Genomic DNA, 23,572 nt, shown 5'->3' with positions numbered 1-23,572 from the left:
CACCTTCGGAGCAACCTAGTACACCACCCAGATCCATACAATCCGGACTCGTTTACGGCAATCCCCGCCGGATCCTGCCAGGCGCGGCGAAATCCGAGCCGGGGGCACCATCCTCACGAAGGCTCGTACGAGCCTGTTTTTGATTCATTGCCATCGCCAGCGTGAATTGTTTCTTAACAAAGCTCTCCATCGGGACAAATTGGACAAGAGCGCGCGCCGCCCGAAGATCGCGATGATAGGGAGATGACATGTCCACTCCCAGCGCGCCCGAACCCGGCGAATCACCGACCGCGAGCCTGACGCCCTCGTCCTCCGCGTCACCTACGGCACCGCCCACCCCATCACCCACCGCGAGCCCGATACCCTCCCCCACACTCGACCCGGTTGTCAGCCCGTGCCCGCACACTCCGAAATGCCCCTCTCCGGGCCCATGCCTTCCCTCCGCCGTCCGAACCTCTCCACCGGCCGGGCCGCATGGAACCGGCACTCCGAAAAACAGCGGCGAACCGGACGGCACCACCGGCGCCGATGGCTCGATCCACGACGCCGGCACCATCAGGAAATTCGCCGGGACGATGAGCGGCGCCGCCGTCGGGGTCGACGAACTGAAGAACAGCACGCCTCGTTTCGAGGGCTGGAACCTGGTTCCCCTGGCAGGAATTCCGATCATCGGGCTGCCTTACGCCGGGCGGTTCAACACCATCTCCGACACCTGGGCGGACAGCGCGGGCATCCTCAAGAACCTGCTCGCGCATAGCGGCGAAAAGTTGGTGAGGTCGGCTGACAACTACACCCTGGTCAATCAGGTGAACGAGAAGACCATCGGGAAAATCCTGCCCTGAGCCGCAACCGCACAGACAACGGATCCACGGTTTACAAGAAAGGACAGCGGTGACCGAACCAACGCCGCCCAAGCTGATCGTTCCTGGTCAGACGGCATCCACTGATCCGAAGCAGTTGTACGTCACCAACGCCAGCGGAGCCGTACAACAGGAAATAACGGTAAAACCACGACCAACCGGAAAGGTCGGCACCCGAACCGATCCCGGCGGGTTCAAACAGCTGATCGAAGGAATCAACAAGAGCAGCACCCCCATACGTACAGGTCTCGCCGTATCGGGTCTGGGGGTCGTCGGCCTCGCACTGCTCGCCGCCGCGGTCATGAACGCCGGAAATCCTTTTCTCTTCGCCGACCGGCGGGATACCTGGAAGGAGTTGGCCGGGCTACTCGAAGGGAACAGATCGGACGTCTGGCGTTCCTACTTCGACGACATCTCGCCCAACTGGCAGGGAGCCGCCCCCACAGTCCTCCAGCAGTACATCCGATTCAATGTGAACGGTCTCTACAGCCAGCTGGGCAAGATATCGGACGAGATGAGCGGCACCATGCAGGGCCAGTACAAGGAGGTCATCGAATACGACCTCTCGTTGCTGGGCTTGCTCGCCACTTCGAAACCAATGTTCGAAGTCCTGACAAAGATGAGCACACACCCCGCCGGCAGACTCGCTCTCATGGCGCAGGCCGGAGCCTTCCTCGGTGCGCTCGCGAACCTCATCAAGCAGTTCTCCGACGTCTACAGCTCCTACGAGGGCGACCTCAACAAGCTCGAACTGAAACTCAACGACCTCAAGGGCGCTTTCTATCAGAGCGGCGACCCCGGACGTGGACCACGTGACCTCAATCTGAACTCCCCGATCGACGACCCGGCGCACATCAACGACAACTGGAAGCCCGCCCCACACCTCGAAGGCAAGGACACCTGAGTTGAATCCGAACAGGCAGATCGCCGCCTTCGGCTCCGGCAAAGAGGGCGCCGTGCCGGAGTTGCTGCGTGAGGTCAACGGCTGGCTCGACGGTTTCACCGGTGCGCTTCGCGAGCTGAACGAGCAGGAGGTGGAGGGGCGCGACGCCGACGGCCAGGTCCTGGCGAAGGTGACGGGTTCCGGGAGACTTCTCGCCGTCACCGTCGACCCGCGGGTGATGCACGCTCTCGACCATGTGGCGCTGGGCGAGGCCGTGTGCCAGGCGATCCAGGAGGCACGGGCGGCGGCGGCAACGGCGATGACGGAGACGATCGCGGATCTGACCGGCCAGCCGACGGGGGATCCGAGTGACGTGCGGACGCCCGACGATCCGCTGGCACCGTACATCCAGGCACTGCTCGGAAAGGAATGACCGTGGAAGAGACCGATGAGCTGCTCGCCTATATGGAACAGCTGACCAAGGCGACGGCACAGATGGAAGCGGCCGTCGAGGAGTGGAGCACCCGGGAGTTCACCGGCAGCGCCGACGAGGGCAGGATCGTCGCGACGGTCGACGCGGTCGGCTCACTCCTCCGGCTGGACATCGGTGCGCTCAGCAAACGGAGGCTCGACGGCGTCACCCTCGGTGACGCCGTCGTCGTGGCGGTTCACGCCGCCGAGGCCGCGGCCGCGAGCGCCAAGGACGAGATGATGCACGGGCTGCGCGTGGGCGACGGTCCGAACATCGGCGAGCTCCTCAGCGACGCCGAGCGCACGTTCAAGGACCGCGCGGGCTTCCCCGCCTAGACCGGGCGGCTCAGCCGGCCAGGCCGCGGACCCGGGCACAGACGCCCAGCACGAGCGTCAGCGACAACGTGAGCTGGATATGAGTAACAACCGGCCACTTCCAGAGCAACCCAATCGCACCGCTGATTTCTTCGTGATCAAGGGCGAAAGCCGCACCTCTACGGCGTCGGCTTGTCGACCCTGGGAGCGACCCAGTCGAAGTTCTGGTAACCCTGCGGGAGGTTGTTCGTACCGGGAGGAGGCTCCCGGTACGACGGATACTTACCGGAGTCGATGACCACCTGCGTGAAGTCCACCTTCGCCTCGCCGGACGGCATGATGTAGTTGAACTGATGACCCTTTTTAATCATGGTCGACATGATGACGACGGCATCTTTCAGGGCCGATCCCAGTCCCCAGGTCAGTGTGGCGACCACCCCGTTGGCCGCGGTCGCGACGAACTTCTCCAGCAACCAGCCCCAGAACTTGGTCTGCGGCAGAAGCTGTAGCTTTTTGGAGAAGGACAGCAAGGCAATCGTGGTGATGGCCAGCTCGCCGAGATGCAGCCAGTAGGTCCGATAGCCGGCGGCCACCTCGTCGATCATGCCCGCGATATCACCGAGGACGCTGCGCAGGGCTTCGAGCTCCCTTTGAAAATGCCATAGGAAACGCTCGAGCTCCTGCTGGTCCCCCGCTACCCAGCCGACCTTCGACGTCGCGACGAGCTGCGAGATGAGCTGCTTCGACCCACCATCCAGCCGGGCGGCGATACCGCTCTTCCAGATGCTCGCCGCGCGTGCCATATCGGGCTCGTTGGCGATCGCCGTACCCGCCATGAGGATCGCTGGGGCGAGGTACACCGACAACTTGCCGGCGCTCTTCAGCGTGTTCAACACCCTCGGACCGACCGGTTCCGGAAGCGGACCGGCCGGAACGACCGGTTTTGGAAGCGGACTGAACGGACCAGTCGGCGGCGGAAGCGGGCCGGTCGGACGGATCAGCCCCGGAAACGGATCACCCGGACCAACCGTCATCGTGTGATACACGATCCCGTCGAGGCACCCGATACGCAGGTGCCTGGGAACGTACATGCCCGGGATGTCCGGGCCTTTTCCCTCGGAGTGGACATGAGATGGCGTCCTTTCAGATGGCTTCGACGTAGTACGGGCGCGGGCCCGTCACGAGACCGCCCCCGTAACCGGCTCAGGAACCTGAGGTGCCGGAAGGAGGGAGGTGCGGTTCGAATCCCGTCGGCGGCAGCGGAACGAACCGCGCCGCGTACGGACTCGGCCCCGTGCGGGGCGGCGGCACACCGAAGTCAGGAAGATGCCCGTAGGCGGAGATCAGCGATACTTGACGATGTTGTGGTCCTCGGCCGTCTCCCAGTTGCGCTCACCGATGGTGAGCGCCTGGCAACAGCCTTCGACGGCTTTTATGGCATCGCCGAAAATCGTGTCCACCTGCCGGCACATGTCCTTGTAGGCACTGCCCAGGATCAATTCACCCACGACCCCGAATCCGGGGGAATCGACATGAACCTCGCCGATCAGGCTCCGGAGGAAGACCAGCGTCTCGTCCTTGAGCTCGCGCTCGACTCGGCTGCGCGTGCGAAGGATCGTCGCCGACGTGATGTGGCGGTCCTGGCTGGAAGAGCCGGGCGGCGCAGGGGGCGCAGAGGGCGCAGAGGGCGCTGCGGCAACTTTCATGTCCATGATCCGATCTTCGCCCACAGCCTGTTCAGCCCCGAAGCGGACAAAGGTAACTTCATGATTATTTAATCGTCAGGACAGACAATGATGGCTACCGGTTAACCATCGGCAAGTGGTCTGACGTGTTATGGAATCCAGTGATCCAGAGTTCCGTCTAGAGGACCTCGACCAGATCGTGCGGGACAGCGAGCGCTCCCAGCGCGACCTCACCGCGGCGATGACCGATCTCCGTGAGATCACCGGGTCGGGCGAGAGCCGCAGCGGTCTGGTCTCGGCACGGGTCGGCGCCGACGGCCGAGTGACCGGTGTGAAGATCGCCTCCCGTGGGATGCGGCTGGACAGCGACTCACTGTCCGAGGAGGTACTGGAGGCGGTCCAGGCCGCACAGGACGACCAGGAACGTCAGGCGCGGGAGCTGGTGGCCCTCCCGCTCGGCGGGGAGGACGTGATCAAGACGGTCCAGCGTCGGTTCGGGGAGATCCAGGATTCCTTCTCCGCGGAGATGGGCGAGCGGATCGCCAGGCTGGAGCGGATGAAGCACCGCGACCACTGGGAGCGGTGACGACCGCCCCATCTCCTCCTCCGGGCCGCGAATCCACGACCGCCCCATCTCGTCTGCCGGGTCGCGAATCCACGACCGCCTCACCTCACCCCGCCAGGCCGCGCATCCAGGTGTAGACGCCCAGCACGCCGAGGGCGAGCGGGAACAGTGTGACGATCAGCAGGGCCTCGACGATGTCCCCGGCCCGGCCCCAGAACGGCGACGGTTTCCCCTTCGGCAACCACAGGCCCATGCCCACCGGGATCGCCGCGACCCACAGCAGCCCTACCACCACGGCGATCGCCACGACGCCGCCCGAGTCCACGGCCTGGGAGATCGCGAACATGACGATCCCGGCGATGCCCGCGATCATCAGCCAGAGCCGCTGGCCGAACCCGTGGAAGACGCGGACCCTCAGGATGAGCGTCAGCGACAGCGTGAGCTGGATGGCCGTGGTGACCCAGCCGCTGTCCCGCACGAGGTACGCCTGGGTGCCCAGCGTCACCATTCCCATTCCCGCGACCAGGCCGGTCACGTAGCGCTGCGCGTAGGCGGCGCGCTCCCGGATCGACGAGCTGTCGATCCGCTGGTTGTCGGCCCGCAGTTCCTCGGCGTTGACGGGCATCGAGGGCATCGGCACGCGGGCGAGCCGGAACGACAGCGTCGGGATCAGCGGGCTGAAGGCCAGCAGGATCGTGACGGCCAGCGCGGCGACTCCCGCGGGGGGAGCCTCGAACACCATCACGGAGGCGGCGCACACCGCTCCGACCGTCGAGGCGACGGCGGTGCCGAGAAAACCCGGCACACCGTCGGCGATCGCTATCACCCCGACCGTGGCCACGAAGGCCGTGAAGGCGAACCCGGAGAGCAGGTGCGGCGCGCCGAGCCCGAACACGCTCTCGTCGCTCGCCGGGATGAGAAGCCCGGCGAGGAAGCCGTACGGCAGCGCCACATAACCGATCAGAGTGCCCGCGCCGGAGTCACCCACGGCCCGGGACAGCGCGGCACCCGCGACGAGCAGCAGCACGGCGAGCACCCCCGAGAGCACGGCGGGAACCGTCCACGGCGGACCCACCGTCGCCAGGATCACCACCCCGGTGACGAGCAGCATGACCGCGGCGTTCATCCCCAGCAGGCGGGTGTGTTTCGGGGTCCATTTGCTGGAGCCCTCCTCCACCTCCGTCGCGACCACGTCGGCCACGTCGTCGAACAGGACCGGGGGCAGCATGACCTCGCTCGGCCGCAGGTGGAGCACCTCGCCGTCGAGCACGCCCAGCGATCCCAGGCTCTGGCCGAGATCGAGCGGAGGACCACCGATCCGCTGGAGCACCCATCCGGGGCCCGACGCGAAGTCGCCTCCGACCTCGCCCATCGCGCGCAACAGGCTCGGCATCACGTGAGGCAGCGGGATGTCCGCGGGCACCGTCAGGTCGGCTTTCCTCCGAGGCCCCACGATCGTGACGTGACACAGCGGGGACAGCGGCAACGCGACCTGGGCCAGCGCGCCCTGCGGTCCCGGCCCCTGAGAGGGCGGCTGAGCCAGCGACCTCACCATCGTCCCCTTTCTCATCACAAAACGTCAGGAACACCGCAGATATTACGGATACGCCGGATACGGTATCGGGGTCAGTACAGATCACGTGCGAGAGCCGTGGTAAACGTTTGCGGCAAGAGTTCGCGCAACCGATCAGGAGGACGCTCCAGGGTGAGCATCGTCGTCGTACGGCGCCCCGAACGCCGTCCCCCGCCCAAGCCCCCGCGCGGCGAGATCCTGCTCGAGTCTCCCCCTGAGGTTCCGGAGGTCCAGCCTCAGGGCTTCACCGCGGTGCTCACCTACCTGCCGATGCTGGCGGGCGGCGCCTCGATGGGCCTGATGTTCACCGCCGGCGGCAACAGCAACCCGATCATGTACGTGGCGAGCGGCATGTTCGCCCTGTCCATGCTGGGGATGAGCCTGGGCCAGCTGGGCCGCCAGTCCGGAGAGCGCAGGAACCAGCTCAACAGCCTGCGCCGCGACTACTTCCGCTATCTCTCGCAGATCCGCAAAAGGGTGCGGAGAGCGGCCGTGCAGCAGCGGACGGCCCTCGAATGGGGCGCTCCGGCCCCGGACACCCTGTGGTGGGTCGCCATGAGCCAGCGCCTGTGGGAGCGGCGGAGCCGCGACGACGACTTCGGCACCGTACGGCTCGGCACCGGTGTGCAGAAACTCGCCATCCAGCTGATCCCGCCCGACTCCAAGCCGGTCGAGGATCTCGACGCCCTGTCGTCCGGCGCGCTGCGCAGGTTCGTCCGGGCGCACTCGACCGTCTCCAAACTGCCGGTCGCCGTGGCCCTGCAGTCCTTCGCACGGATCCAGCTGACCGGCGATCCGATGGCCGTACGCGACCTCGTGCGGGCGATGGTCGCCCAGATGGCGGTGTTCCACTCCCCGGACGACATGCGGGTCATGGTGTGCGCGGGCGAGGAGTGGATGGCCCAGTGGGACTGGGTCAAGTGGCTGCCTCACGCGCTGCATCCCGAGGAGACCGACGCCGCCGGCCAGGTTCGGCTCATGACCGACAACCTCGCCCAGCTCGACCAGCTACTCGGCCCGGAACTGAAGGAACGCGCGCGTTTCAAGCCGGGTTCCTCCGACGCCCTGCCGTACTACGTGCTGATTCTCGACCGCGGGCACGTGCCGCACGACTCCCAGCTCGGCGCCGACGCCATCGCGGGCGTGACCGTGATCGACCTGTCCGGATCGGCAGGACGGGTCGAGGAGAAGAACACCCTGCGGCTGGACATCCGGCCGGAGGGCTTCTTCATGGTCAAAATCGACCACACGGGCAAGGAGAGCTCGACCCGCCTCGGCGATCCCGACCGGCTGGACTTCCTCCGCGCCGAGGGCCTGGCCCGGCAGCTTGCTCCCCTGCGTGCCTCCACCGGCAGGGGCGGCGGGGAGGCGCAGGACGCGCTCGCGGCGAACACCTCGCTGACCGACCTGCTCGGGGTCGGCGACCCCGCCCGGCTCGACCCGGCGGTGACGTGGCGACCGAGGGCCGGTCGCAACCGGCTGCGGGTGCCCATCGGGCTCGGCTCCGACGGCCGCATGGTCGAACTCGACATCAAGGAGTCCGCGCAAGGTGGGATGGGACCGCACGGCCTGGTCATCGGTGCCACCGGCTCGGGCAAGAGCGAGCTGCTGCGGACCCTGGTGCTCGGCCTGGCGATCACCCACTCGTCGGAGATCCTGAACTTCGTCCTGGTCGACTTCAAGGGTGGCGCCACCTTCCTCGGCCTCGACACCCTGTCCCACGTCTCGGCGGTCATCACCAACCTGGAGGACGAGCTTCCTCTCGTCGACCGCATGTACGACGCCCTGCACGGTGAGATGGTCCGCCGCCAGGAGCTGCTGCGCGCCGCCGGCAACTACGCCTCCCTGCGCGACTACGAGCGCGCCCGCGAGCAGGGTGCCGACCTGCGGCCGATGCCCACGCTGTTCGTCGTCATCGACGAGTTCAGCGAGCTGCTCTCGGCCAAGCCGGAGTTCATCGAGTTGTTCGTGATGATCGGACGACTCGGCCGCTCCCTCGGCGTTCACCTGCTCCTGGCCTCCCAGCGCCTGGAGGAGGGACGGTTGCGCGGCCTGGACACCCACCTGTCCTATCGGGTCGGCCTGCGCACGTTCTCCGCGATGGAGAGCCGGGTCGTGCTCGGTGTCGCCGACGCCTACGAGCTGCCGTCCGCCCCGGGAAACGGCTACCTCAAGTTCGACACCACGGGAATGACCCGGTTCAAGGCCGCCTACGTCTCCGGGGCCTACCAGGCGGACCCGCGCCACGCGACCGCGTCGACCGGGGAGGGCGCTTCCCCGCAGGTCATGGAGTACGGCCCGGCGTTCGTCCCCGTACCCGTCGCCGAGACACCCTCGAAGGAGCTGGCCTCGTCGGAGAGCGGCCCGGCGGACCGGAACTCGGCCAGCCTGCTGGACGTCGTGGTCGGACGGCTGAACGAGCAGGGGCCGCCCGCCCACCGGATCTGGCTGCCCCCGCTCGGCAAGTCCCCGGCTCTCTCCCAGCTCCTTCCGCCGCTGTCGGTGACACCGGAACTCGGCCTCACCACGACCGGCTGGGCGGGCAGGGGCCGGCTGCACGCCATCGTGGGAATCGTCGACAAGCCGTTCGAGCAGCGCAGTGACCCGTTCTGGCTGGACGTGTCGGGCGCGGCCGGCCATGTCGGCGTCGCCGGTGGAACGCAGAGCGGCAAGAGCACGGTGCTGCGCACGCTGATCACCAGCATGGCGCTCATGCACACCCCTCGCGAGGTGCAGTTCTACTGCCTGGACTTCGGCGGCGGCGCGCTCGCCTCACTGGAGGGCCTGCCCCACGTGGGCGGGGTCGCCAGCCGCCTCGACGGTGACCGTGCCCGCCGTACGGTCGCCGAGATCGCCACCCTCCTCCAGCAGCGGGAACGATTCTTCGCCGAGCAGGGCATCGACTCGATCACCACCTACCGGCGGCAGCTCGCCGACGGGACGATCGAGGGCGACGGCTGGGGCGATGTCTTCCTCGTGGTCGACGGCTGGCTGACCGTCCGGCAGGAGTTCGAGACGCTCGAACCCGTGATCACCGACCTGGCCGCGCGTGGCCTCGGATACGGCATCCACGTCGTGGCCGCCACCAACAAGTGGTCGGAGTTCCGTCCGGGCATCCGTGATCTGTTCGGCACCCGGGTGGAGCTCAAGCTCGGTGACGCCTACGAGTCCGACATCAACCGCAAGGCATCTCTGGCCGTGCCCGAGGGGACGCCCGGACGAGGGCTCACCAAGGAGGGCCTGCACTTCCTGTCCGCGCTCCCCCGGATCGACGGGGTCAGGGACGCCGAGGACCTCCAGGTCGGCGTGCGCGCGCTCGTCCAGGCCGTCAGGGAGGCCTGGACCGGACCCTCCGCCCCCGCCGTACGGCTGCTGCCGGCGGTCCTGGCCGCCGAGACCCTTCCCGACGTCGCGCAGACCGGACCGAGCCGGATTCCCATCGGCATCGACGAGGCCACCCTCTCGCCCATCATGCTCGACTTCGACATCGACCCGCACTTCGTCGTGGTGGGCGACACCGAGAGCGGGAAGTCCAACCTGCTGCGGCTCATCACCGAGGGGCTGGTCGCCCGGCGCACGCCGCAGGAGGCCATGATGATCGTGGTCGACTACCGGCGGTCGTTGCTGGACTCCGCCGCCACCGAGCACCGCATCGGCTACGCCGCCTCCGGCACCGCGGCGGCCGGCCTGATCAACGATGCGCGCGCCGCGCTGCTCAAGCGACTGCCCCCGGCTGATCTCACGCCCGACCAGCTACGCGCCAGGAACTGGTGGCAGGGTTCGGACCTCTACATCGTCGTGGACGACTACGACCTCGTGGCGACCTCGTCGAACCCCCTGCTGCCACTGGCCGAGTTGCTGCCCCAGGCCCGTGACATCGGGCTGCACCTGATCCTGTCACGCGCGATGGGCGGCATCGGCCGGGCGATGTTCGACCCGGTCATCCAGCGGATCAAGGAAATGGCCAGCCCCGCCGTCGTCCTGTCCGGCAACAAGGACGAGGGCTTCGTGTTCGGCAACGTACGCCCTCACCCGCTCCCCGCCGGCCGCGGCTACTTCGTCGACAGGAAGTCCGGCGTCCGCCTCGGCCAGACCGCCTTCCTCCCGCCCCCGGAGACCGGCTGACCGGCCCGTCCATCCCAACCGTCCAGCCCACCGACGGCTTGGCCCGCCGAAAAGAGAAAACCGTCGAACCTCACGAAGAATCACAGGTCGGGCCGTAGGGGAAACGTGCCCGCCTTCACGGTCGTCGCGGGTCCCAGCCCGCGCGGCGCCCGGTCCGCGGCGGCCTCGCCCACCTCCGGGCAGCGGTGGTCGCCGGCGGCGATGTGGAGACAGATGCCGTCATCGGGGCGAAGACCGTACGTCCAGGCGGACGGCACCGGCGGGATTTCGGCCCGCGAAAGAACCGACGGTGGAATCCACGGGAAGGTCTCACCAAGAATCGCCGGCGTTGGAGACACCCTCTCCCCGAAGATCTTCATCCACTATGCTCAATTTGTCGGTTTTGTGGCAACGTCAGAAGAGGTGTAGAGCGGTATGCCGGACGCTGATATTTACTTCACGACACTCGATCGGTGCCGTACGGCCGTAGGGGACGGAGCCAAAGACTTCGAAGCCCTCATCGGCGGGGAAGGTCGCTACCCCGCCAAAGCGACCGACTCTCTCATCCTCTCCGGGCCGACCGGCTCCGGGGCGGCCGCCGGCCCCTCCGCCATGACAGCAGCCTCCATCGCCCTGGCGAAAGTCATCGACAGCGTCGAAAATTCCATCGCCGACGAGGGCGACAAAGCCGCGAAAAAACTCCTTGAGACCGAGCGTGCCCTGGACGAAGTGGAGACCAACATTCGCAAGGCGGACAAGGCCGGCGAAGTATGACCGCTGAGGGCCTCATCGCTCAGACCCCCGCCGGGCCCGCGCTCCTGGCGATCCGCGACCAGGCCGCGTGCGACCCAGCGGAGATCCGCGCCATCGCCACCCGCTGGCGAAACACCGCAAACAAGATCGGCACCGACACCGGCACCCTCAACGGCGCCGTCAAAAACGTCGACGACGTCTGGGAAGGCGCCTCCGCCAACGACTTCGTCAAATACATGCAGAAATACAACTGGGCCGGCCAAGAACTCCACGACGCGCTCACCAACTGCGCCACCACCCTCGACACCCTGGCCACCACCCTCCAGGAAACAAAAACCTCGATCACCACCATCTACGACACCCTCGTCACCCAAGTAACCACCTACCTCAAGAAAAACCCCAAAGCCACCACCGCCAACATCGAAACAGCGGTCAACACCGCCCGCACCAACGCCCAAGACCACCTCACCGCCGCCGCCACCGCGATGGACACCACCGCAAGCACCCTCCGCAGACACCTCAACGACAGAGCGATCCTCTTCGCCGACATCAACCCACCCCACAAAGACCCCTTCACCTCCCCCACCAAGCAACACCCCCTCGACTGGCAGAAAACCCCCCTGCCCGAGTCGGTGCAAACACAGCTCGCCGGCGTTCAGAACGGAGGCGACGACCCCGTCCTGAACGGTGGAGGCGCGGGCTCAGGTGGATACGGGCCCAGCGGCGCTCCTCCCGGTCTGACTCCCCCCGCCGCCAAACCCGAGGTCGTGGCGTGGATCAAGGAAGCGCTCACGATCCTGCGGAAGAACGGCGTGGCCGTGAATCCTGACGACCCGGCGACCATCGACAAGATCTGGACGATCATCTTCCACGAGTCGGGCGGCAACCCGGAGGCGATCAACAACTGGGACTCCAACGCCGCCGCCGGCATCCCGTCCAAGGGACTCATGCAGACGATCGACCCCACGTTCCAGGCGCACAAGCAGCCGGGCTACGGCGACATCTGGAACCCCGTGCACAACATCATGGCCGGCGTCCGCTACACCCTCAGTCGTTACGGCTCCCTGGACGGCCACCCCGGCATCGCGTCCATCAACAACGGGGGCGGATACAGACCGTACTGACACGCGCCACCCTCCGCGCGGAGCCCGCCGGATGAGGATCACCACCGGCCGGCTCACCCCCTCCCCGATCCGGCGCGTACGTTCCCCCGTTCCCGCAGGTCCGGCGCGTACGGCTCACCCCGGCCGGTACGAAGATCGATCGGCGGCGGCGACCGGGCCGACCGTCGTGACCCGCGGCCCCACGATTAATCTGTAGTGATGAAGCTCACGAAATTAAGACACGCGTGTGTTCGCCTGGAGAAAGGCGAATCGACCCTCGTCATCGATCCGGGATCCTTCAGCGAGGAAGCCGCGCTGGACGGCGCCGATGTCGTTCTCATCACCCACGAGCACTTCGACCACGTGGATTCCGACCGGCTGCGCACGGCGGCCGCGGCCAACCCGTCGCTGGAGATCTGGACCAACGAGAGCGTGGCCGCCCTGCTGACCGACGTCCCGGCGAAGATCCAGGTCGTACGGCACGGCGACGCCTTCGACACGGCGGGCTTCGGGGTGAAGGTCATCGGCGAGCGGCACGCCCCCGTCCATCCGGATATCCCGATCATCCGCAACACCGGCTTCCTGGTGGACGAGGAGGTCTTCTATCCGGGTGACGCGTTCACTCCTCCCGGTGTGGAGGTGCCCACGCTGCTGGTGCCGACCAACGCGCCGTGGATGAAGGGCCTGGAGATGATCGCCTATCTGCGCGAGGTCCGGCCCGCACGGGCTTTCTCCACACATGACGGACTGCTCAACGACATCGGCCTCGGAATCATCGACCAGTGGCTGAAGCTCGAGTCGGACAAGCAGAAGGCCGACATGCGCCGCCTCAAGCCGGGCGAGTCGGTCACGCTGCCCTAGTAGGACTTGGTTACCTCGGGTAGGAGACGGTATGTCACCTGCGTTGGGGGTGAGGGAAGATGACCCCTCAAGAACTCGAGGCCGTGCGGGCGCGACTGGAGACGTTCGCCGCCGAGGTGTTCTCCTGTTTCGCCCGTGCTGATCAGCGGCGATGGGGCGAACGATATGTGCGCGGCCTGCTGACCGACGGGGCCCGTAAATCGATGGAGCCGATGGCGGCCCGGCTGGGCGTGGACCGCCAGGGGCTGCAGCAGTTTCTCACCGACGCCCCCTGGTCACATCAACTGGTGCTGGCCGAGCTGGCCTGGCGGATGGACACGGCGATCAACCCGGCCGCCTGGGTGGTCGATGATGTGTCCTTTGTCAAGGATGGTGAGGAGTCGCCGGGAGTGGCCCCGCAGTACTGCGGGGCGCTGGGCAAGACCGCTAACTGCCAGGTCGCCCCGAGTGTGCACCTGGTCACCGACGTCGCGTCCTGTCCGGTGAACTGGCGGCTGTTCGTGCCCGAGGGGTGGGATGCGGCCTCACCGCGCACGGAGGATTCGGCCGCGGTGGCGGCGCGCAGGCAACGGGCCCGGATCCCCGCGGACATCACTCATGTGCCCAAGTGGCAGCTGGCTTTGGACATTGCTGGGGGCTGGAGGCGCCGCTGGTGGTCGCCGATGAGGGCTATGGCCAAGACGGGGCCTTTCGTCTGGGCTTGACCGAGCGTGGCATCGGCTACGTGGTGGGGGTGCGCTCCGATACCGCGCTGCTGGGCATCGATGCCGGCCGGACGGTCGCGCCGTATGCGGGGACTGGGCGGCGGCCGGTGCCGCGTTATCGAGACAAGCCGCGCTCAGCCCAGCAGATCGTGACCGCCGCCGGACGGCGCGCGCTGCACGCGGTGACCTGGCGGGCCGGGTCCAAGGGGCCGTTGCGCTCACGGTTTGTCGCGCTGCGGGTACGGCCGGCGGGGCTACGGATCCGCCGCGCGCACATGGGCGAGGATCTGCCGGTGTGCTGGCTGCTGGCCGAATGGCCACCTGGTGAGAGCGAGCCGACCAAATACTGGCTGTCCACCCTCCCGGCAGACATCCCGCTACGGCGCCTGGTGCGCCTGGCCAAAATCCGCTGGCGCATCGAACACGACTACCGGGAGTTGAAGACCGGCCTGGGTCTGGACCACTTCGAGGGCCGCACCTGGAGTGGCTGGCACCATCACGTGACCCTGGCCTCGGTCGCACACGCCTTCTGCACCCTGGAGCGGCTCGACCCAAAAGTGCCGGCTGCGGTTTGAGCACCTACCGGATCATCGCCGAGTTGCAACTACTCCTGGCGTGCTGGGCCGGAATCTGCCCCACCTGCCGCCGAGCGTTACCCAGACACGCCCAGCCCGTCCCCACCTAACCAAGCCCTACTAGTCGCAGCCACCCGTGGTGGATCTGTGTCTACTATGATCACTGTTCGTCCGCTCTGTACCAGCGCCGGAAGGGATCGGCCGGGTGGCGAATGATGATCTTCATTTCCCAACGCTCGACGAATGCCGTAGTGCCGTGAAAAGACCGGCCGCACGGTTCGAAGAGCACGATGATCCGTACCCCGTCACGGCCGGCGAAGTATGACCGCTGAGGGCCTCATCGCTCAGACCCCCGCCGGGCCCGCGCTCCTGGCGATCCGCGACCAGGCCGCGTGCGACCCAGCGGAGATCCGCGCCATCGCCACCCGCTGGCGAAACACCGCAAACAAGATCGGCACCGACACCGGCACCCTCAACGGCGCCGTCAAAAACGTCGACGACGTCTGGGAAGGCGCCTCCGCCAACGACTTCGTCAAATACATGCAGAAATACAACTGGGCCGGCCAAGAACTCCACGACGCGCTCACCAACTGCGCCACCACCCTCGACACCCTGGCCACCACCCTCCAGGAAACAAAAACCTCGATCACCACCATCTACGACACCCTCGTCACCCAAGTAACCACCTACCTCAAGAAAAACCCCAAAGCCACCACCGCCAACATCGAAACAGCGGTCAGCACCGCCCGCACCAACGCCCAAGACCACCTCACCGCCGCCGCCACCGCGATGGACACCACCGCAAGCACCCTCCGCAGACACCTCAACGACAGAGCGATCCTCTTCGCCGACATCAACCCACCCCACAAAGACCCCTTCACCTCCCCCACCAAGCAACACCCCCTCGACTGGCAGAAAACCCCCCTGCCCGAGTCAGCGCGAACACAGCTCGCCGGAGTGAACGGCGAAGGACACACCCCCGGCGGAAGTGGCGGCGGCGGAAACGGCGGCGCACCGATAAGCGACACGTCAACGGGCACCCCTCCGTCCGCGCTGCCGTACGCGGGGTCCGGGACCGGAGCCGACATCGTGGCCGCCGCCCAGGCGAACCTCGGGAAGCCCTATGTCTGGGGTGCCAACGGGCCGTCGGCCTTCGACTGCAGCGGGCTCGTTTTCGACGCCCTCAACAAGGCCGGAATCGAGATCGGCGACACCACCGCCGCCGGATACCAGGCGAGCGGGCAGCCGATCACGCTCCCGCCGCAGGTGGGGGACATCGTGTTCTTCGGAAATCCCCCGGTTCACTGCGGGATCTACGTCGGCGAGGGCAAGATGATCAATGCGCCCCACACGGGAGCGGTGGTCAGGTTCGACGAGATCGCCGGGGGACAGCAGCCCATCACCTACCGGCGTTTCACGTAAGGCCCCTCGGGCGCGAGAGGTTCCGGCCCGATGCCCACGCGGGCGGACGGGCTGACGCGGGTGACCGCCGTGGAGCGGTCAGGCCGCGCCGGCGATCGTGGCCGACCCGACCACGGTGTCACCCAGGTAGAGCACGGCGGCCTGACCGGCCGCGACCCCGGTGGCGGGCGCGTCCAGCGTGATGTGGACCTCGTCTCCGGAGAGCTGGGCACGGCAGCCGTACACCTCGCCGTGGGCGCGGAGCTGGACCGTGCAGGCCAGCGGCTCGCGCGGCTCGGCCACCGGCCCGTTCCAGACCGGCCGGGTGGCCACGATCGTCGTGACCTCCAGGGCCGAGCGCGGACCGACCGTGACCGTGTTGGAGACCGGCTCGATGGACAGCACGTAGCGCGGGCGGCCGTCCGCCGTCGGGCGGTCGATGTGCAGACCCTTGCGCTGGCCGACGGTGAAGCCGTAGGAGCCCTCGTGCTTGCCGACGACCTCTCCGGACTCGTCGACGATCGGGCCCTGCGCCGCGCCGAGGCGCTTCTCAAGGAAGCCGCGGGTGTCGCCGTCGGCGATGAAGCAGATGTCGTGGCTGTCGGGTTTGTCGGCCACCATGAGCCCGCGCCGCGCGGCCTCCTCCCGAACCTGGGCCTTGGTGGAGTCGCCCAGCGGGAAGATCGCGTGCTTGAGCTGGTTCTTGGTGAGCACGCCCAGGACGTAGGACTGGTCCTTGCCCTGGTCGGGGCTGCGGCTCAGCACGCCGTCGACGATCCGCGCGTGGTGCCCGGTGGCCACCGCGTCGAAGCCCAGCGCGAGGGCGCGGTCGAGCACCGCCTCGAACTTGATCTTCTCGTTGCAGCGCAGGCAGGGGTTGGGCGTGCGGCCGGCGGCGTACTCGCTGACGAAGTCCTCGACCACGTCGCGGTGGAACCGTTCGGCCATGTCCCAGATGTAGAAGGGGATGCCGATCACGTCGGCGGCCCTGCGGGCGTCACGTGAGTCCTCGATCGTGCAGCACCCGCGGGCGCCGGTCCGATAGGACTGCGGGTTGGAGGAGAGGGCCAGATGGACCCCGGTGACGTCATGCCCCGCCTCGGCGATGCGGGCGGCCGCCACGGCGGAGTCGACGCCGCCGGACATGGCGGCAAGCACACGAAGAGTCATAACCCCTTGAGGGTACCCGCGTTGGCGCGCACCCCGTCAGGCCGGAGGAGCCCCGGGAACGCACCCGCCTCGGCCCGCGCCCCCGGACCGGGAAGAAATCAGGAACACACCCACCTCGGTCGGCACCCCCGACCGGAAGAAATCAGGAACACACCCACCTCGGTCGGCACCCCCGACCGGAAGAAATCAGGAACACACCCGCGCCGGCGTGCACCTTCTGGCCCCGGAGGAAACCGGGAGTGCGCCCACGTTGGCGCGCACCCCTTCAGACTGGAAGAATCCGGGGTCATGCGACTGTTCGGACGTAAGAGCGAATCCGACGCCGGTCCGGCCGAGGGTATCGGCGAGTTCTGGGCCTGGTGGACGGAGGCGAGGCCAGAGCTGGACGCCATGGCCGCCGCCGGTGAGACCGACCGGCTGGCCGAGTCGATCGGACCCGCCGTGCGGGCCGTCCATCCCTCACTGGTGTGGGAGATCGCCGCGGGGCTGAACGCCGTCCGCGCCCTCGTGGTTACCGCCGCGGGTGATCCCGAGTTGCGCGCCGTCGCGCACCGCTGGGCCGCCGCCGCTCCGGCCGCCGACGCCCTGTGGGAGTTCCACCCGTCCAGGTGGGCCAGCCCGAACGCCACGGACCTCACCCTCGACGTGGACGGCTACGAGCTCACGCTGAAGGAGCTCACGCTGGGGCTGCGCGCGCCGCACGGCAGCCTGCGCGTCGACGTGATCGCCTACCACCCGAGCTTCACCATCATGGACGACGACACCAGGACCGATGCGGCGCTGCTCGCCCTCGACTGGATCCTCGGGGAGGACGACGTGGCCCGCTGGGTGGGCGACATCTCCGTCTCGGCGTTCGAGCCGATCGACGCGGTGTCCGCCGTGCACCTGCCCGGTGTGGTCGCCGACCTCGCCTCCGGCTACCGGGACGAGCAGTGGGCGCTCCTGGAGGGCGAGACCGCCACCGGGGCCCGGTTGTCGGCGACCGCCCGCCATCCGCTGCGCCCGGTCGACTACCCGCTGTTCGACCAGCACATCACCCTCACGCTGCCCTACACCCACCGCGACGCCGACGGCCTGCCCATCGGTCCCTCCCTGGAGGCGCTGAACGACTTCGAGAAGCGCCTTGCCGGGCAGATCGGCAGGCTGACCGGCGGCGCCGTCCTCGCCGCGCACATGAGCGCCGAAGGTCAGCGGGTGTTCCACGTCTACGCGGATCCGGCGAGCGACGCGGCCGTCCCCCTCAAGAAGCTGATCACGAGCTGGAAGGACGGCCACCCCAGAGTGGACGTGGCCACCGACCCCGGCTGGATCGTGATCTCGCCCTTCCTGAGCTAGGCCGTTTTCCTCGGATCGCCTGGAGGCCGTCGACGGCCGGCCGTGGCGTCACTCGCCCCGGCCGGGAGCGATCAGCTGAGGCCCGCGCGGCGGGCACGCTCGACGACCTGGCCGATGACCTCGGCCAGCCGGTCCACGTCGGCCATCGTGGAGGTGTGCCCGAGGGAGAAGCGCAGGGAGCCGCGCGCACGGACCGCGTCAGCGCCCATGGCGAGCAGCACGTGGGACGGCTGGGCCACCCCGGCGGAGCAGGCCGAGCCCGTGGAGCACTCCACGCCCTTGGCGTCCAGGAGCATGAGCAGGGCGTCGCCCTCGCAGCCGGGGAAGGAGAAGTGCGCGTTGCCGGGGAGACGGTTCACCGGATCGCCGTTGAGGATCACGTCGGGCACCGCCTGGCGGACCCTGCGGATCAGGTCGTCGCGGAGCTCGATCATCCGGGCCGAGGTCTCGATCCGGCGGGCCACCGCGGTCTGCACGGCCATGGCGAGACCGGCGACGGCGGGCGCGTCGAGCGTGCCCGAGCGCACGTCGCGCTCCTGGCCGCCTCCGTGCAGCACCGGCACCGGATCCACGCCCCGGGCGAGCAGCAGTGCGCCGACGCCCATCGGGCCGCCGACCTTGTGGCCGGAGAGCGTCAGCGCGTCGACTCCGGAGTCGGAGAACACCACCGGGATCTGGCCGACGGCCTGAACCGCGTCGGTGTGGAACGGGATGCCGTGGTCACGGGCGATCGCGGCGAGCACCCGGATCGGCTGGATGGTGCCGACCTCGTTGTTGGCCCACATGACGCTCACGAGGGCGACGCCGTCCGGGTCGCGCTCGATGGCGTCGCGGAGGGTCTGCGGGTGCACCCGGCCGAACTCGTCGACGTCGAGCAGTTCGACGGTCGCGCCCTGGCGGTCACTCAGCCAGTGGGCGGGATCCAGCATCGCGTGGTGCTCGATCGAGCTGATCAGGATCCGGCTCGCGCCCCGGGCGCGGCGGGCCCAGTAGAGGCCCTTGACGGCCAGGTTGTCGGCCTCGGTGCCGCCCGCGGTGAAAACGACCTCGCTGGGCCGGGCTCCGAGCGCGGCCGCGATGGTCTCCCGCGACTCCTCCACGACCTGCCGGACGCGACGACCCGTGGCATGCAGGGACGACGCGTTGCCGACCTGGCCGAGTTGGGCCGTCATCGCCTCAATCGCCTCGGGAAGCATCGGCGTGGTCGCCGCGTGATCTAGATAGGCGGACATCACGACCGCACTCCCCTCCGGTTGTTCTCAGCCGTACAAGCGTATCCGCGCTCGCGCGGAGCCTTACACCCGAGTTGACCACTGAACCGTCCAGACGGTACAGTAAACGGCATGAGACGGGAAGAGCTGTTGGACGCGGCAGAGGATCTGCTCTGCGACCAGGGCTCCCAGTCGCTCACTCTGGCAGCCGTCGCCGAGCGCGCCGGATGCAGCAAGGGTGGGCTGCTCTACCACTTCAGCACCAAGGAAGCCCTGATCAAGGGCATGGTCGAGCGGCTGATCGAGGAGTTCGACGACCTCGTCGCCGCCCAGGGCCAGGACACCTATACAAAAAACTACCTGGCGGCCACGTTCGCAGCCGTGCAGGGGGGCAGGCTTCGCCGCTGGGCGGTGGTCACCGGAGCCTCCGGCAACCTCTACCTGCTCACACCGCTGCGCACGGCGATGGCCCGGTGGCATCGTGAGGGGCTCGACAGCGAGCCCGACCCGGCGGCGGCACAGATCGTGCGCCTTGCCTGCGAGGGGTTGTGGGACGTGGCCAGCCATGATCCCGACCTCTACGACGACGATCACTACGCCGAACTGAAACAGCGTTTACTGGGCCTGCTGCCCGCCTGACCAGGATCATTCCTGGATTTACCGCCCACTCTGGGGCCTTTCACCGCACAAAATTGGTGGTCGCTTCCGCACGCGCGAAAGCGACCGTCTTTGGTGTGCCCAGACCGGCGGTGTTCGAAACGTCTATCGACATCCATCGAAGGGATCGAATCATGACCCGCGTCCTGAGGACGGCCCGCGCCGGCGCGGTTGTCACTTTCATGCTCGCCGGACTTCTGTGCGGATCCATGACCGTGCGCATCCCCGCGCTTTCCGACAAACTCGACCTCTCCGAGTCCTCGATCGGCATCACCCTGCTCGTCTGGGGCCTGGGAGCGCTGATCACCATGCAGTCGATGCGCAAGGTGATGGCGCGCTTCGGCAGCCGGAGCATCCTGCGGATCGGCGCCCCCCTCAGCGCGATCTCCCTGGCCCTGCTGGCGCTGGCGCCGACGTTCCCGCTGCTGCTGGTCGCCACCGGGCTCTTCGGCATGGCGTTCGGCGCGGTGGACGTCGCGATGAACGCGCAGGGCTCGACGGTCGAGCGCGCCTACGGCCGCCCGCTGATGAACGGCATGCACGCGGGCTGGTGCGTGGGCGCGATCGCCTCCGGCCTGCTCGGCACCGCGGCGATCGCGGCAGGACTCTCGCTCACGGTCCATCTGACCCTGATCGCCCTGCTCACGTTCCCCCTGATGATCTTCGTCAGCCGCACCTACCTGCCGGACTCCGTCGTCGTGAACACCCGGACCACGACCCGCCGCCGGATGCCGCCGGTGGTCTACCTGCTCGGCGTGATCGCGTTCTGCGCGTTCATGGTCGAGGGGACGATCGCCGACTGGAACGGCCTCTACCTGCGTGACGTCCTTGGCGCCCCCGAGGCCGCCGCCGCCCTCGGCTACCCGATCTTCGAGGCGGGCATGCTGCTCGGCCGCCTCACCGGCGACCGTGTCCAGTCCCGCTTCGGCGCCCGCGGCATGATCATCTCCTCCGGTCTCGCCTCCGCCGCCACCTTCGCCGTGGTCCTCGCCGCCCCGACGGCCCTGATCGCCCTTTCGGCCATGTTCTTCGTGGGCGTCGCGGTGGCGACGGTCTCTCCGATGGCGATGTCCCTGGCAGGCGGCGCGGTCGCCAACCCCGGCCCGGCCATCGCCCAGACCGGCGCGATGGGCTACGCGGGACTGCTGCTGGGCCCGGTGATCATCGGCCTGCTGTCCGATCTGGCCACGCTCAGGGTCGGGCTCGGCCTCGCCATCGTGCTCGGCGTCCTGATCGCGCTGACCGCCCGGTTCCTGCCCCGCCCCGGTACGGCCTCCGCCCCGGCCGAGGCCCCTCTGCCCGAGCTCTCCATGGCGGCCTGAGCCATGGCGGGCCACGACGGACCACAGCCTGACGAACCACAGCCTTCGGAAACGCGAGACGGCGCCGCACGACCTGTGCGGCGCCGTCTCGCGTTCGCGGCTACTTGCGCTTGGCGATCTCTTCGGTGAGCTGCGGGACAACCTGGTGCAGGTCGCCCACGACGCCGAAGTCGGCGAGCTCGAAGATCGGCGCCTCGGCGTCCTTGTTGATCGCGATGATCGTCTTGGCGGTCTGCATGCCGGCCCGGTGCTGGATGGCGCCGGAGATGCCCGCCGCGATGTAGAGCTGCGGCGACACGGTCTTGCCGGTCTGGCCGACCTGGAACTGGTGCGGGTACCAGCCGGCGTCGGTGACGGCGCGGGAGGCGCCGACGGCCGCGCCGAGCGAGTCGGCCAGGGCCTCGATGACCGAGAAGTTCTCGGCCGACCCCACTCCACGGCCACCGGAGACCACGATCGCGGCCTCGGTGAGCTCCGGTCGGGCGCCCTTCTCTTCCTTGATCCGCTCCACGACCCTGGCGCCCTTGGCGGCGGCGGAGACGTCGACGGTGACCTGCTCCTCGGCGCCCGCGCCCGCGGCCGCCTCGACCGGAGTCGAGTTGGGGCGGATCGCGACGATCGGGGTTCCCTTGGTCACTCGCGAGTGGACGTTGACCCCGCCGCCGAAGATGGACTGGTCGGCGAGCAGGCCGTCCTCCATGCCCACGACGTCGGTGAGCACACCGGAGTCGATCTTGATGGCCAGGCGACCGGCGATCTCCTTCGCCTCGGCCGTCGCGGCGACGAACACCGCGGCCGGGGACTTCTCGGAGACGAGCTGGGCCAGCAGTTCCGCCTTGGGAGCGACGACGTAGTCGCCGATCTCGGCGGCGTCGGCCACGTAGATCTTCTCCGCGCCGTATTCGGCCAGCTTGGCCTTGGCGTCGGGAGAGTAGCCCTCTCCCGTCCAGACCGCCGACGGCGTGCCCAGCTTCCGGGCGAGCGTCAGCAGCTCCAGCGTGACCTTCTTGACCTGGCCCTCGACGTGTTCGACCAGAACGAGAATCTCAGACATGTCAGCTAACCCCCGTTCTCAGACGAACTTCTTCGACGCGAGGAAGTCGGCGGTCTTCACGCCGCCGTCACCCTCGTCCTTGACCACGGTGCCGGCCGCGCGAGGCGGGGCGGCGGCGAAGTCGACGACCTCGCTCCAGGAGCTGGCGAGACCCACCTGGGAGGTGTCGATCTCGGCGTCGGCGACGCCGAGCTTCTCGACCGGCTTCTTCTTGGCGGCCATGATGCCCTTGAAGGACGGGTAACGCGGCTCGTTGATCTTCTCGACCACGGAGACGACGGCGGGCAGCGAGGCCTCGACCCTGTCGTAGCCGTAGTCGGTGACGCGCTGGATCGAGATGGACTTCCCGTCGACCTCCACCTTTTTGGCGAAGGTGAGCTGCGGCACGCTCAGACGCTCGGCCAGCATGGCGGCGAGCACGCCGGTGCGGGCGTCGGTCGACTCCGAGCCCAGCACGACCAGGTCAAAGCCGATCTTCTTGAGCGTCTGCGCCAGGGCGTAGGAGGTGCCCAGCACATCCGAGCCGTGCAGCGCGTCGTCCACCAGGTGAACGGCCTTGTCCGCACCCATGGCCAGGGCCTTGCGAATGGTGTCGCCGGCCTTGTCGGGGCCCATGGTGAGGACGGTCACCTCACCGCCGTGAGCCTCCTTCAGGCGCAGCGCCTCCTCAACCGCGTATTCACACAGCTCGTTGATGACGCCGTCGGCGGCATCGCGGTCGAGCGTATTGTCTTCGGACCTCAGCTTGCGCTCGGTCGCCGTGTCGGGGACCTGCTTCACGCAGACGACGATGTTCATGGCCGGTGGCCGACCTCCCGTGTACGCGTACGCCACCGCGTCGCTGCGGTAGGCGCCGGATTTGCGGTACGCGCACGCGGGGTACGTGCACGCGATGCCTAGATTGCCAGGTGCCCGAGAGCGCTGTGACACTGGGTGACCCGGTCGGGACGTACCCGCCTCAGCTCCTCCG

21 protein-coding genes and 1 pseudogene are annotated in these 23,572 nt (G+C 68.0%); 14 read left to right on the top strand and 8 right to left on the bottom strand.

The window, feature by feature from the left end; all coding sequences use genetic code 11:
• Positions 1-575 precede the first annotated feature (575 nt).
• Genes J2853_RS42240 through J2853_RS42225 form a run of 4 tightly spaced genes read left to right on the top strand, consistent with a single transcriptional unit; the run spans position 576 to position 2,550 of the window.
• Positions 576-842, top strand: a complete 267-nt coding sequence (locus J2853_RS42240) for a hypothetical protein (protein ID WP_307567215.1) — start codon at positions 576-578, stop codon at positions 840-842.
• A 49-nt stretch (positions 843-891) separates the two neighbouring features.
• Positions 892-1,764, top strand: a complete 873-nt coding sequence (locus J2853_RS42235) for a hypothetical protein (RefSeq protein ID WP_307567212.1) — start codon at positions 892-894, stop codon at positions 1,762-1,764.
• 1 nt (position 1,765) lies between these two features.
• Entirely contained in the window at positions 1,766-2,176 is a 411-nt protein-coding gene (locus J2853_RS42230) for a YbaB/EbfC family nucleoid-associated protein (RefSeq protein ID WP_307567210.1), read from the top strand.
• Positions 2,177-2,178: 2 nt separating this feature from the next.
• Positions 2,179-2,550: a YbaB/EbfC family nucleoid-associated protein gene (locus J2853_RS42225; protein WP_307567208.1), complete on the top strand. Its 372-nt coding sequence runs from the start codon at positions 2,179-2,181 to the stop codon at positions 2,548-2,550.
• A 158-nt stretch (positions 2,551-2,708) separates the two neighbouring features.
• Here J2853_RS42225 and J2853_RS42220 read toward each other — a convergent pair whose 3' ends face one another.
• Both J2853_RS42220 and J2853_RS42215 read right to left on the bottom strand, forming a co-directional pair.
• Entirely contained in the window at positions 2,709-3,620 is a 912-nt protein-coding gene (locus tag J2853_RS42220) for a hypothetical protein (protein WP_307567206.1), read from the bottom strand.
• 252 nt (positions 3,621-3,872) lie between these two features.
• Entirely contained in the window at positions 3,873-4,241 is a 369-nt protein-coding gene (locus tag J2853_RS42215; RefSeq protein WP_307567204.1) for a hypothetical protein, read from the bottom strand.
• Between the two features lie 124 nt (positions 4,242-4,365).
• Between J2853_RS42215 and J2853_RS42210 the strand changes: the two genes are divergently transcribed.
• Positions 4,366-4,800 (top strand): YbaB/EbfC family nucleoid-associated protein, encoded by a 435-nt coding sequence (locus J2853_RS42210; protein WP_307567202.1) that lies wholly within the window; start codon positions 4,366-4,368, stop codon positions 4,798-4,800.
• Between the two features lie 85 nt (positions 4,801-4,885).
• On the opposite strand, the gene eccD is transcribed toward J2853_RS42210, so the two are convergent.
• The gene (gene eccD, locus J2853_RS42205) at positions 4,886-6,334 is read right to left on the bottom strand and encodes a type VII secretion integral membrane protein EccD (RefSeq protein WP_307567200.1); all 1,449 of its coding nucleotides are present in this window, start codon (positions 6,332-6,334) and stop codon (positions 4,886-4,888) included.
• 150 nt (positions 6,335-6,484) lie between these two features.
• Between eccD and eccCa the strand changes: the two genes are divergently transcribed.
• Complete coding sequence (gene eccCa, locus J2853_RS42200) at positions 6,485-10,477, top strand: type VII secretion protein EccCa (protein WP_307567198.1); 3,993 nt, start codon at positions 6,485-6,487, stop codon at positions 10,475-10,477.
• Between the two features lie 80 nt (positions 10,478-10,557).
• Here eccCa and J2853_RS42195 read toward each other — a convergent pair whose 3' ends face one another.
• A complete protein-coding gene (locus tag J2853_RS42195) occupies positions 10,558-10,734 on the bottom strand; it encodes a hypothetical protein (protein WP_307567196.1) in 177 nt (58 codons plus the stop codon).
• Positions 10,735-10,891: 157 nt separating this feature from the next.
• Between J2853_RS42195 and J2853_RS42190 the strand changes: the two genes are divergently transcribed.
• The 5 genes and pseudogenes from J2853_RS42190 (at position 10,892) to J2853_RS42170 (ending at position 15,874) form a co-directional block, all read left to right on the top strand.
• Entirely contained in the window at positions 10,892-11,230 is a 339-nt protein-coding gene (locus J2853_RS42190) for a hypothetical protein (RefSeq protein ID WP_307567194.1), read from the top strand.
• Positions 11,227-12,333 (top strand): WXG100 family type VII secretion target, encoded by a 1,107-nt coding sequence (locus J2853_RS42185; RefSeq protein WP_307567193.1) that lies wholly within the window; start codon positions 11,227-11,229, stop codon positions 12,331-12,333. Before J2853_RS42190 ends, J2853_RS42185 begins: the two co-directional genes overlap by 4 nt.
• Before the next feature lie 198 nt (positions 12,334-12,531).
• A complete protein-coding gene (locus J2853_RS42180) occupies positions 12,532-13,173 on the top strand; it encodes an MBL fold metallo-hydrolase (protein WP_307567191.1) in 642 nt (213 codons plus the stop codon).
• Between the two features lie 59 nt (positions 13,174-13,232).
• A pseudogene (locus J2853_RS42175) lies at positions 13,233-14,452 on the top strand (IS701 family transposase).
• Between the two features lie 321 nt (positions 14,453-14,773).
• Positions 14,774-15,874, top strand: coding sequence for a bifunctional WXG100 family type VII secretion target/C40 family peptidase (locus J2853_RS42170; RefSeq protein WP_307567189.1), 1,101 nt, complete (start codon positions 14,774-14,776; stop codon positions 15,872-15,874).
• Between the two features lie 78 nt (positions 15,875-15,952).
• On the opposite strand, the gene mnmA is transcribed toward J2853_RS42170, so the two are convergent.
• Positions 15,953-17,023, bottom strand: coding sequence for a tRNA 2-thiouridine(34) synthase MnmA (gene mnmA, locus J2853_RS42165; RefSeq protein ID WP_307567188.1), 1,071 nt, complete (start codon positions 17,021-17,023; stop codon positions 15,953-15,955).
• A gap of 288 nt (positions 17,024-17,311) precedes the next feature.
• Here mnmA and J2853_RS42160 point away from each other — a divergent pair, with 288 nt between their 5' ends.
• Complete coding sequence (locus tag J2853_RS42160) at positions 17,312-18,358, top strand: DUF695 domain-containing protein (protein WP_307567186.1); 1,047 nt, start codon at positions 17,312-17,314, stop codon at positions 18,356-18,358.
• A gap of 71 nt (positions 18,359-18,429) precedes the next feature.
• On the opposite strand, the gene J2853_RS42155 is transcribed toward J2853_RS42160, so the two are convergent.
• Positions 18,430-19,590 (bottom strand): cysteine desulfurase family protein, encoded by a 1,161-nt coding sequence (locus J2853_RS42155; protein WP_307567184.1) that lies wholly within the window; start codon positions 19,588-19,590, stop codon positions 18,430-18,432.
• 111 nt (positions 19,591-19,701) lie between these two features.
• Here J2853_RS42155 and J2853_RS42150 point away from each other — a divergent pair, with 111 nt between their 5' ends.
• Complete coding sequence (locus J2853_RS42150) at positions 19,702-20,208, top strand: TetR/AcrR family transcriptional regulator (RefSeq protein ID WP_307567182.1); 507 nt, start codon at positions 19,702-19,704, stop codon at positions 20,206-20,208.
• Between the two features lie 152 nt (positions 20,209-20,360).
• The gene (locus J2853_RS42145) at positions 20,361-21,548 is read left to right on the top strand and encodes an MFS transporter (RefSeq protein WP_307567180.1); all 1,188 of its coding nucleotides are present in this window, start codon (positions 20,361-20,363) and stop codon (positions 21,546-21,548) included.
• Between the two features lie 100 nt (positions 21,549-21,648).
• Here the strand turns inward: J2853_RS42145 and J2853_RS42140 are convergent, their stop codons facing one another.
• Positions 21,649-22,602, bottom strand: coding sequence for an electron transfer flavoprotein subunit alpha/FixB family protein (locus tag J2853_RS42140; RefSeq protein WP_307567179.1), 954 nt, complete (start codon positions 22,600-22,602; stop codon positions 21,649-21,651).
• A gap of 18 nt (positions 22,603-22,620) precedes the next feature.
• A complete protein-coding gene (locus tag J2853_RS42135; RefSeq protein ID WP_307567177.1) occupies positions 22,621-23,400 on the bottom strand; it encodes an electron transfer flavoprotein subunit beta/FixA family protein in 780 nt (259 codons plus the stop codon).
• Positions 23,401-23,572 lie beyond the last annotated feature (172 nt).

Origin of the sequence: Streptosporangium lutulentum, assembly GCF_030811455.1 — a bacterium.
GTDB lineage: Bacteria > Actinomycetota > Actinomycetes > Streptosporangiales > Streptosporangiaceae > Streptosporangium > Streptosporangium lutulentum.
This window is presented reverse-complemented; position numbering and strand designations above follow the sequence as displayed.

Coding starts and splice junctions, on each gene's coding strand:
- J2853_RS42240 (WP_307567215.1), top strand. CDS start 576: ATGAGCGGCGCCGCCGTCGGGGTCGACGAACTGAAGAACAGCACGCCT.
- J2853_RS42220 (WP_307567206.1), bottom strand. CDS start 3,620: ATGTACGTTCCCAGGCACCTGCGTATCGGGTGCCTCGACGGGATCGTG.
- J2853_RS42215 (WP_307567204.1), bottom strand. CDS start 4,241: ATGGACATGAAAGTTGCCGCAGCGCCCTCTGCGCCCTCTGCGCCCCCT.
- J2853_RS42210 (WP_307567202.1), top strand. CDS start 4,366: ATGGAATCCAGTGATCCAGAGTTCCGTCTAGAGGACCTCGACCAGATC.
- eccD (WP_307567200.1), bottom strand. CDS start 6,334: ATGGTGAGGTCGCTGGCTCAGCCGCCCTCTCAGGGGCCGGGACCGCAG.
- J2853_RS42190 (WP_307567194.1), top strand. CDS start 10,892: ATGCCGGACGCTGATATTTACTTCACGACACTCGATCGGTGCCGTACG.
- J2853_RS42185 (WP_307567193.1), top strand. CDS start 11,227: ATGACCGCTGAGGGCCTCATCGCTCAGACCCCCGCCGGGCCCGCGCTC.
- J2853_RS42180 (WP_307567191.1), top strand. CDS start 12,532: ATGAAGCTCACGAAATTAAGACACGCGTGTGTTCGCCTGGAGAAAGGC.
- J2853_RS42170 (WP_307567189.1), top strand. CDS start 14,774: ATGACCGCTGAGGGCCTCATCGCTCAGACCCCCGCCGGGCCCGCGCTC.
- mnmA (WP_307567188.1), bottom strand. CDS start 17,023: ATGACTCTTCGTGTGCTTGCCGCCATGTCCGGCGGCGTCGACTCCGCC.
- J2853_RS42160 (WP_307567186.1), top strand. CDS start 17,312: ATGCGACTGTTCGGACGTAAGAGCGAATCCGACGCCGGTCCGGCCGAG.
- J2853_RS42155 (WP_307567184.1), bottom strand. CDS start 19,590: ATGTCCGCCTATCTAGATCACGCGGCGACCACGCCGATGCTTCCCGAG.
- J2853_RS42150 (WP_307567182.1), top strand. CDS start 19,702: ATGAGACGGGAAGAGCTGTTGGACGCGGCAGAGGATCTGCTCTGCGAC.
- J2853_RS42145 (WP_307567180.1), top strand. CDS start 20,361: ATGACCCGCGTCCTGAGGACGGCCCGCGCCGGCGCGGTTGTCACTTTC.
- J2853_RS42140 (WP_307567179.1), bottom strand. CDS start 22,602: ATGTCTGAGATTCTCGTTCTGGTCGAACACGTCGAGGGCCAGGTCAAG.
- J2853_RS42135 (WP_307567177.1), bottom strand. CDS start 23,400: ATGAACATCGTCGTCTGCGTGAAGCAGGTCCCCGACACGGCGACCGAG.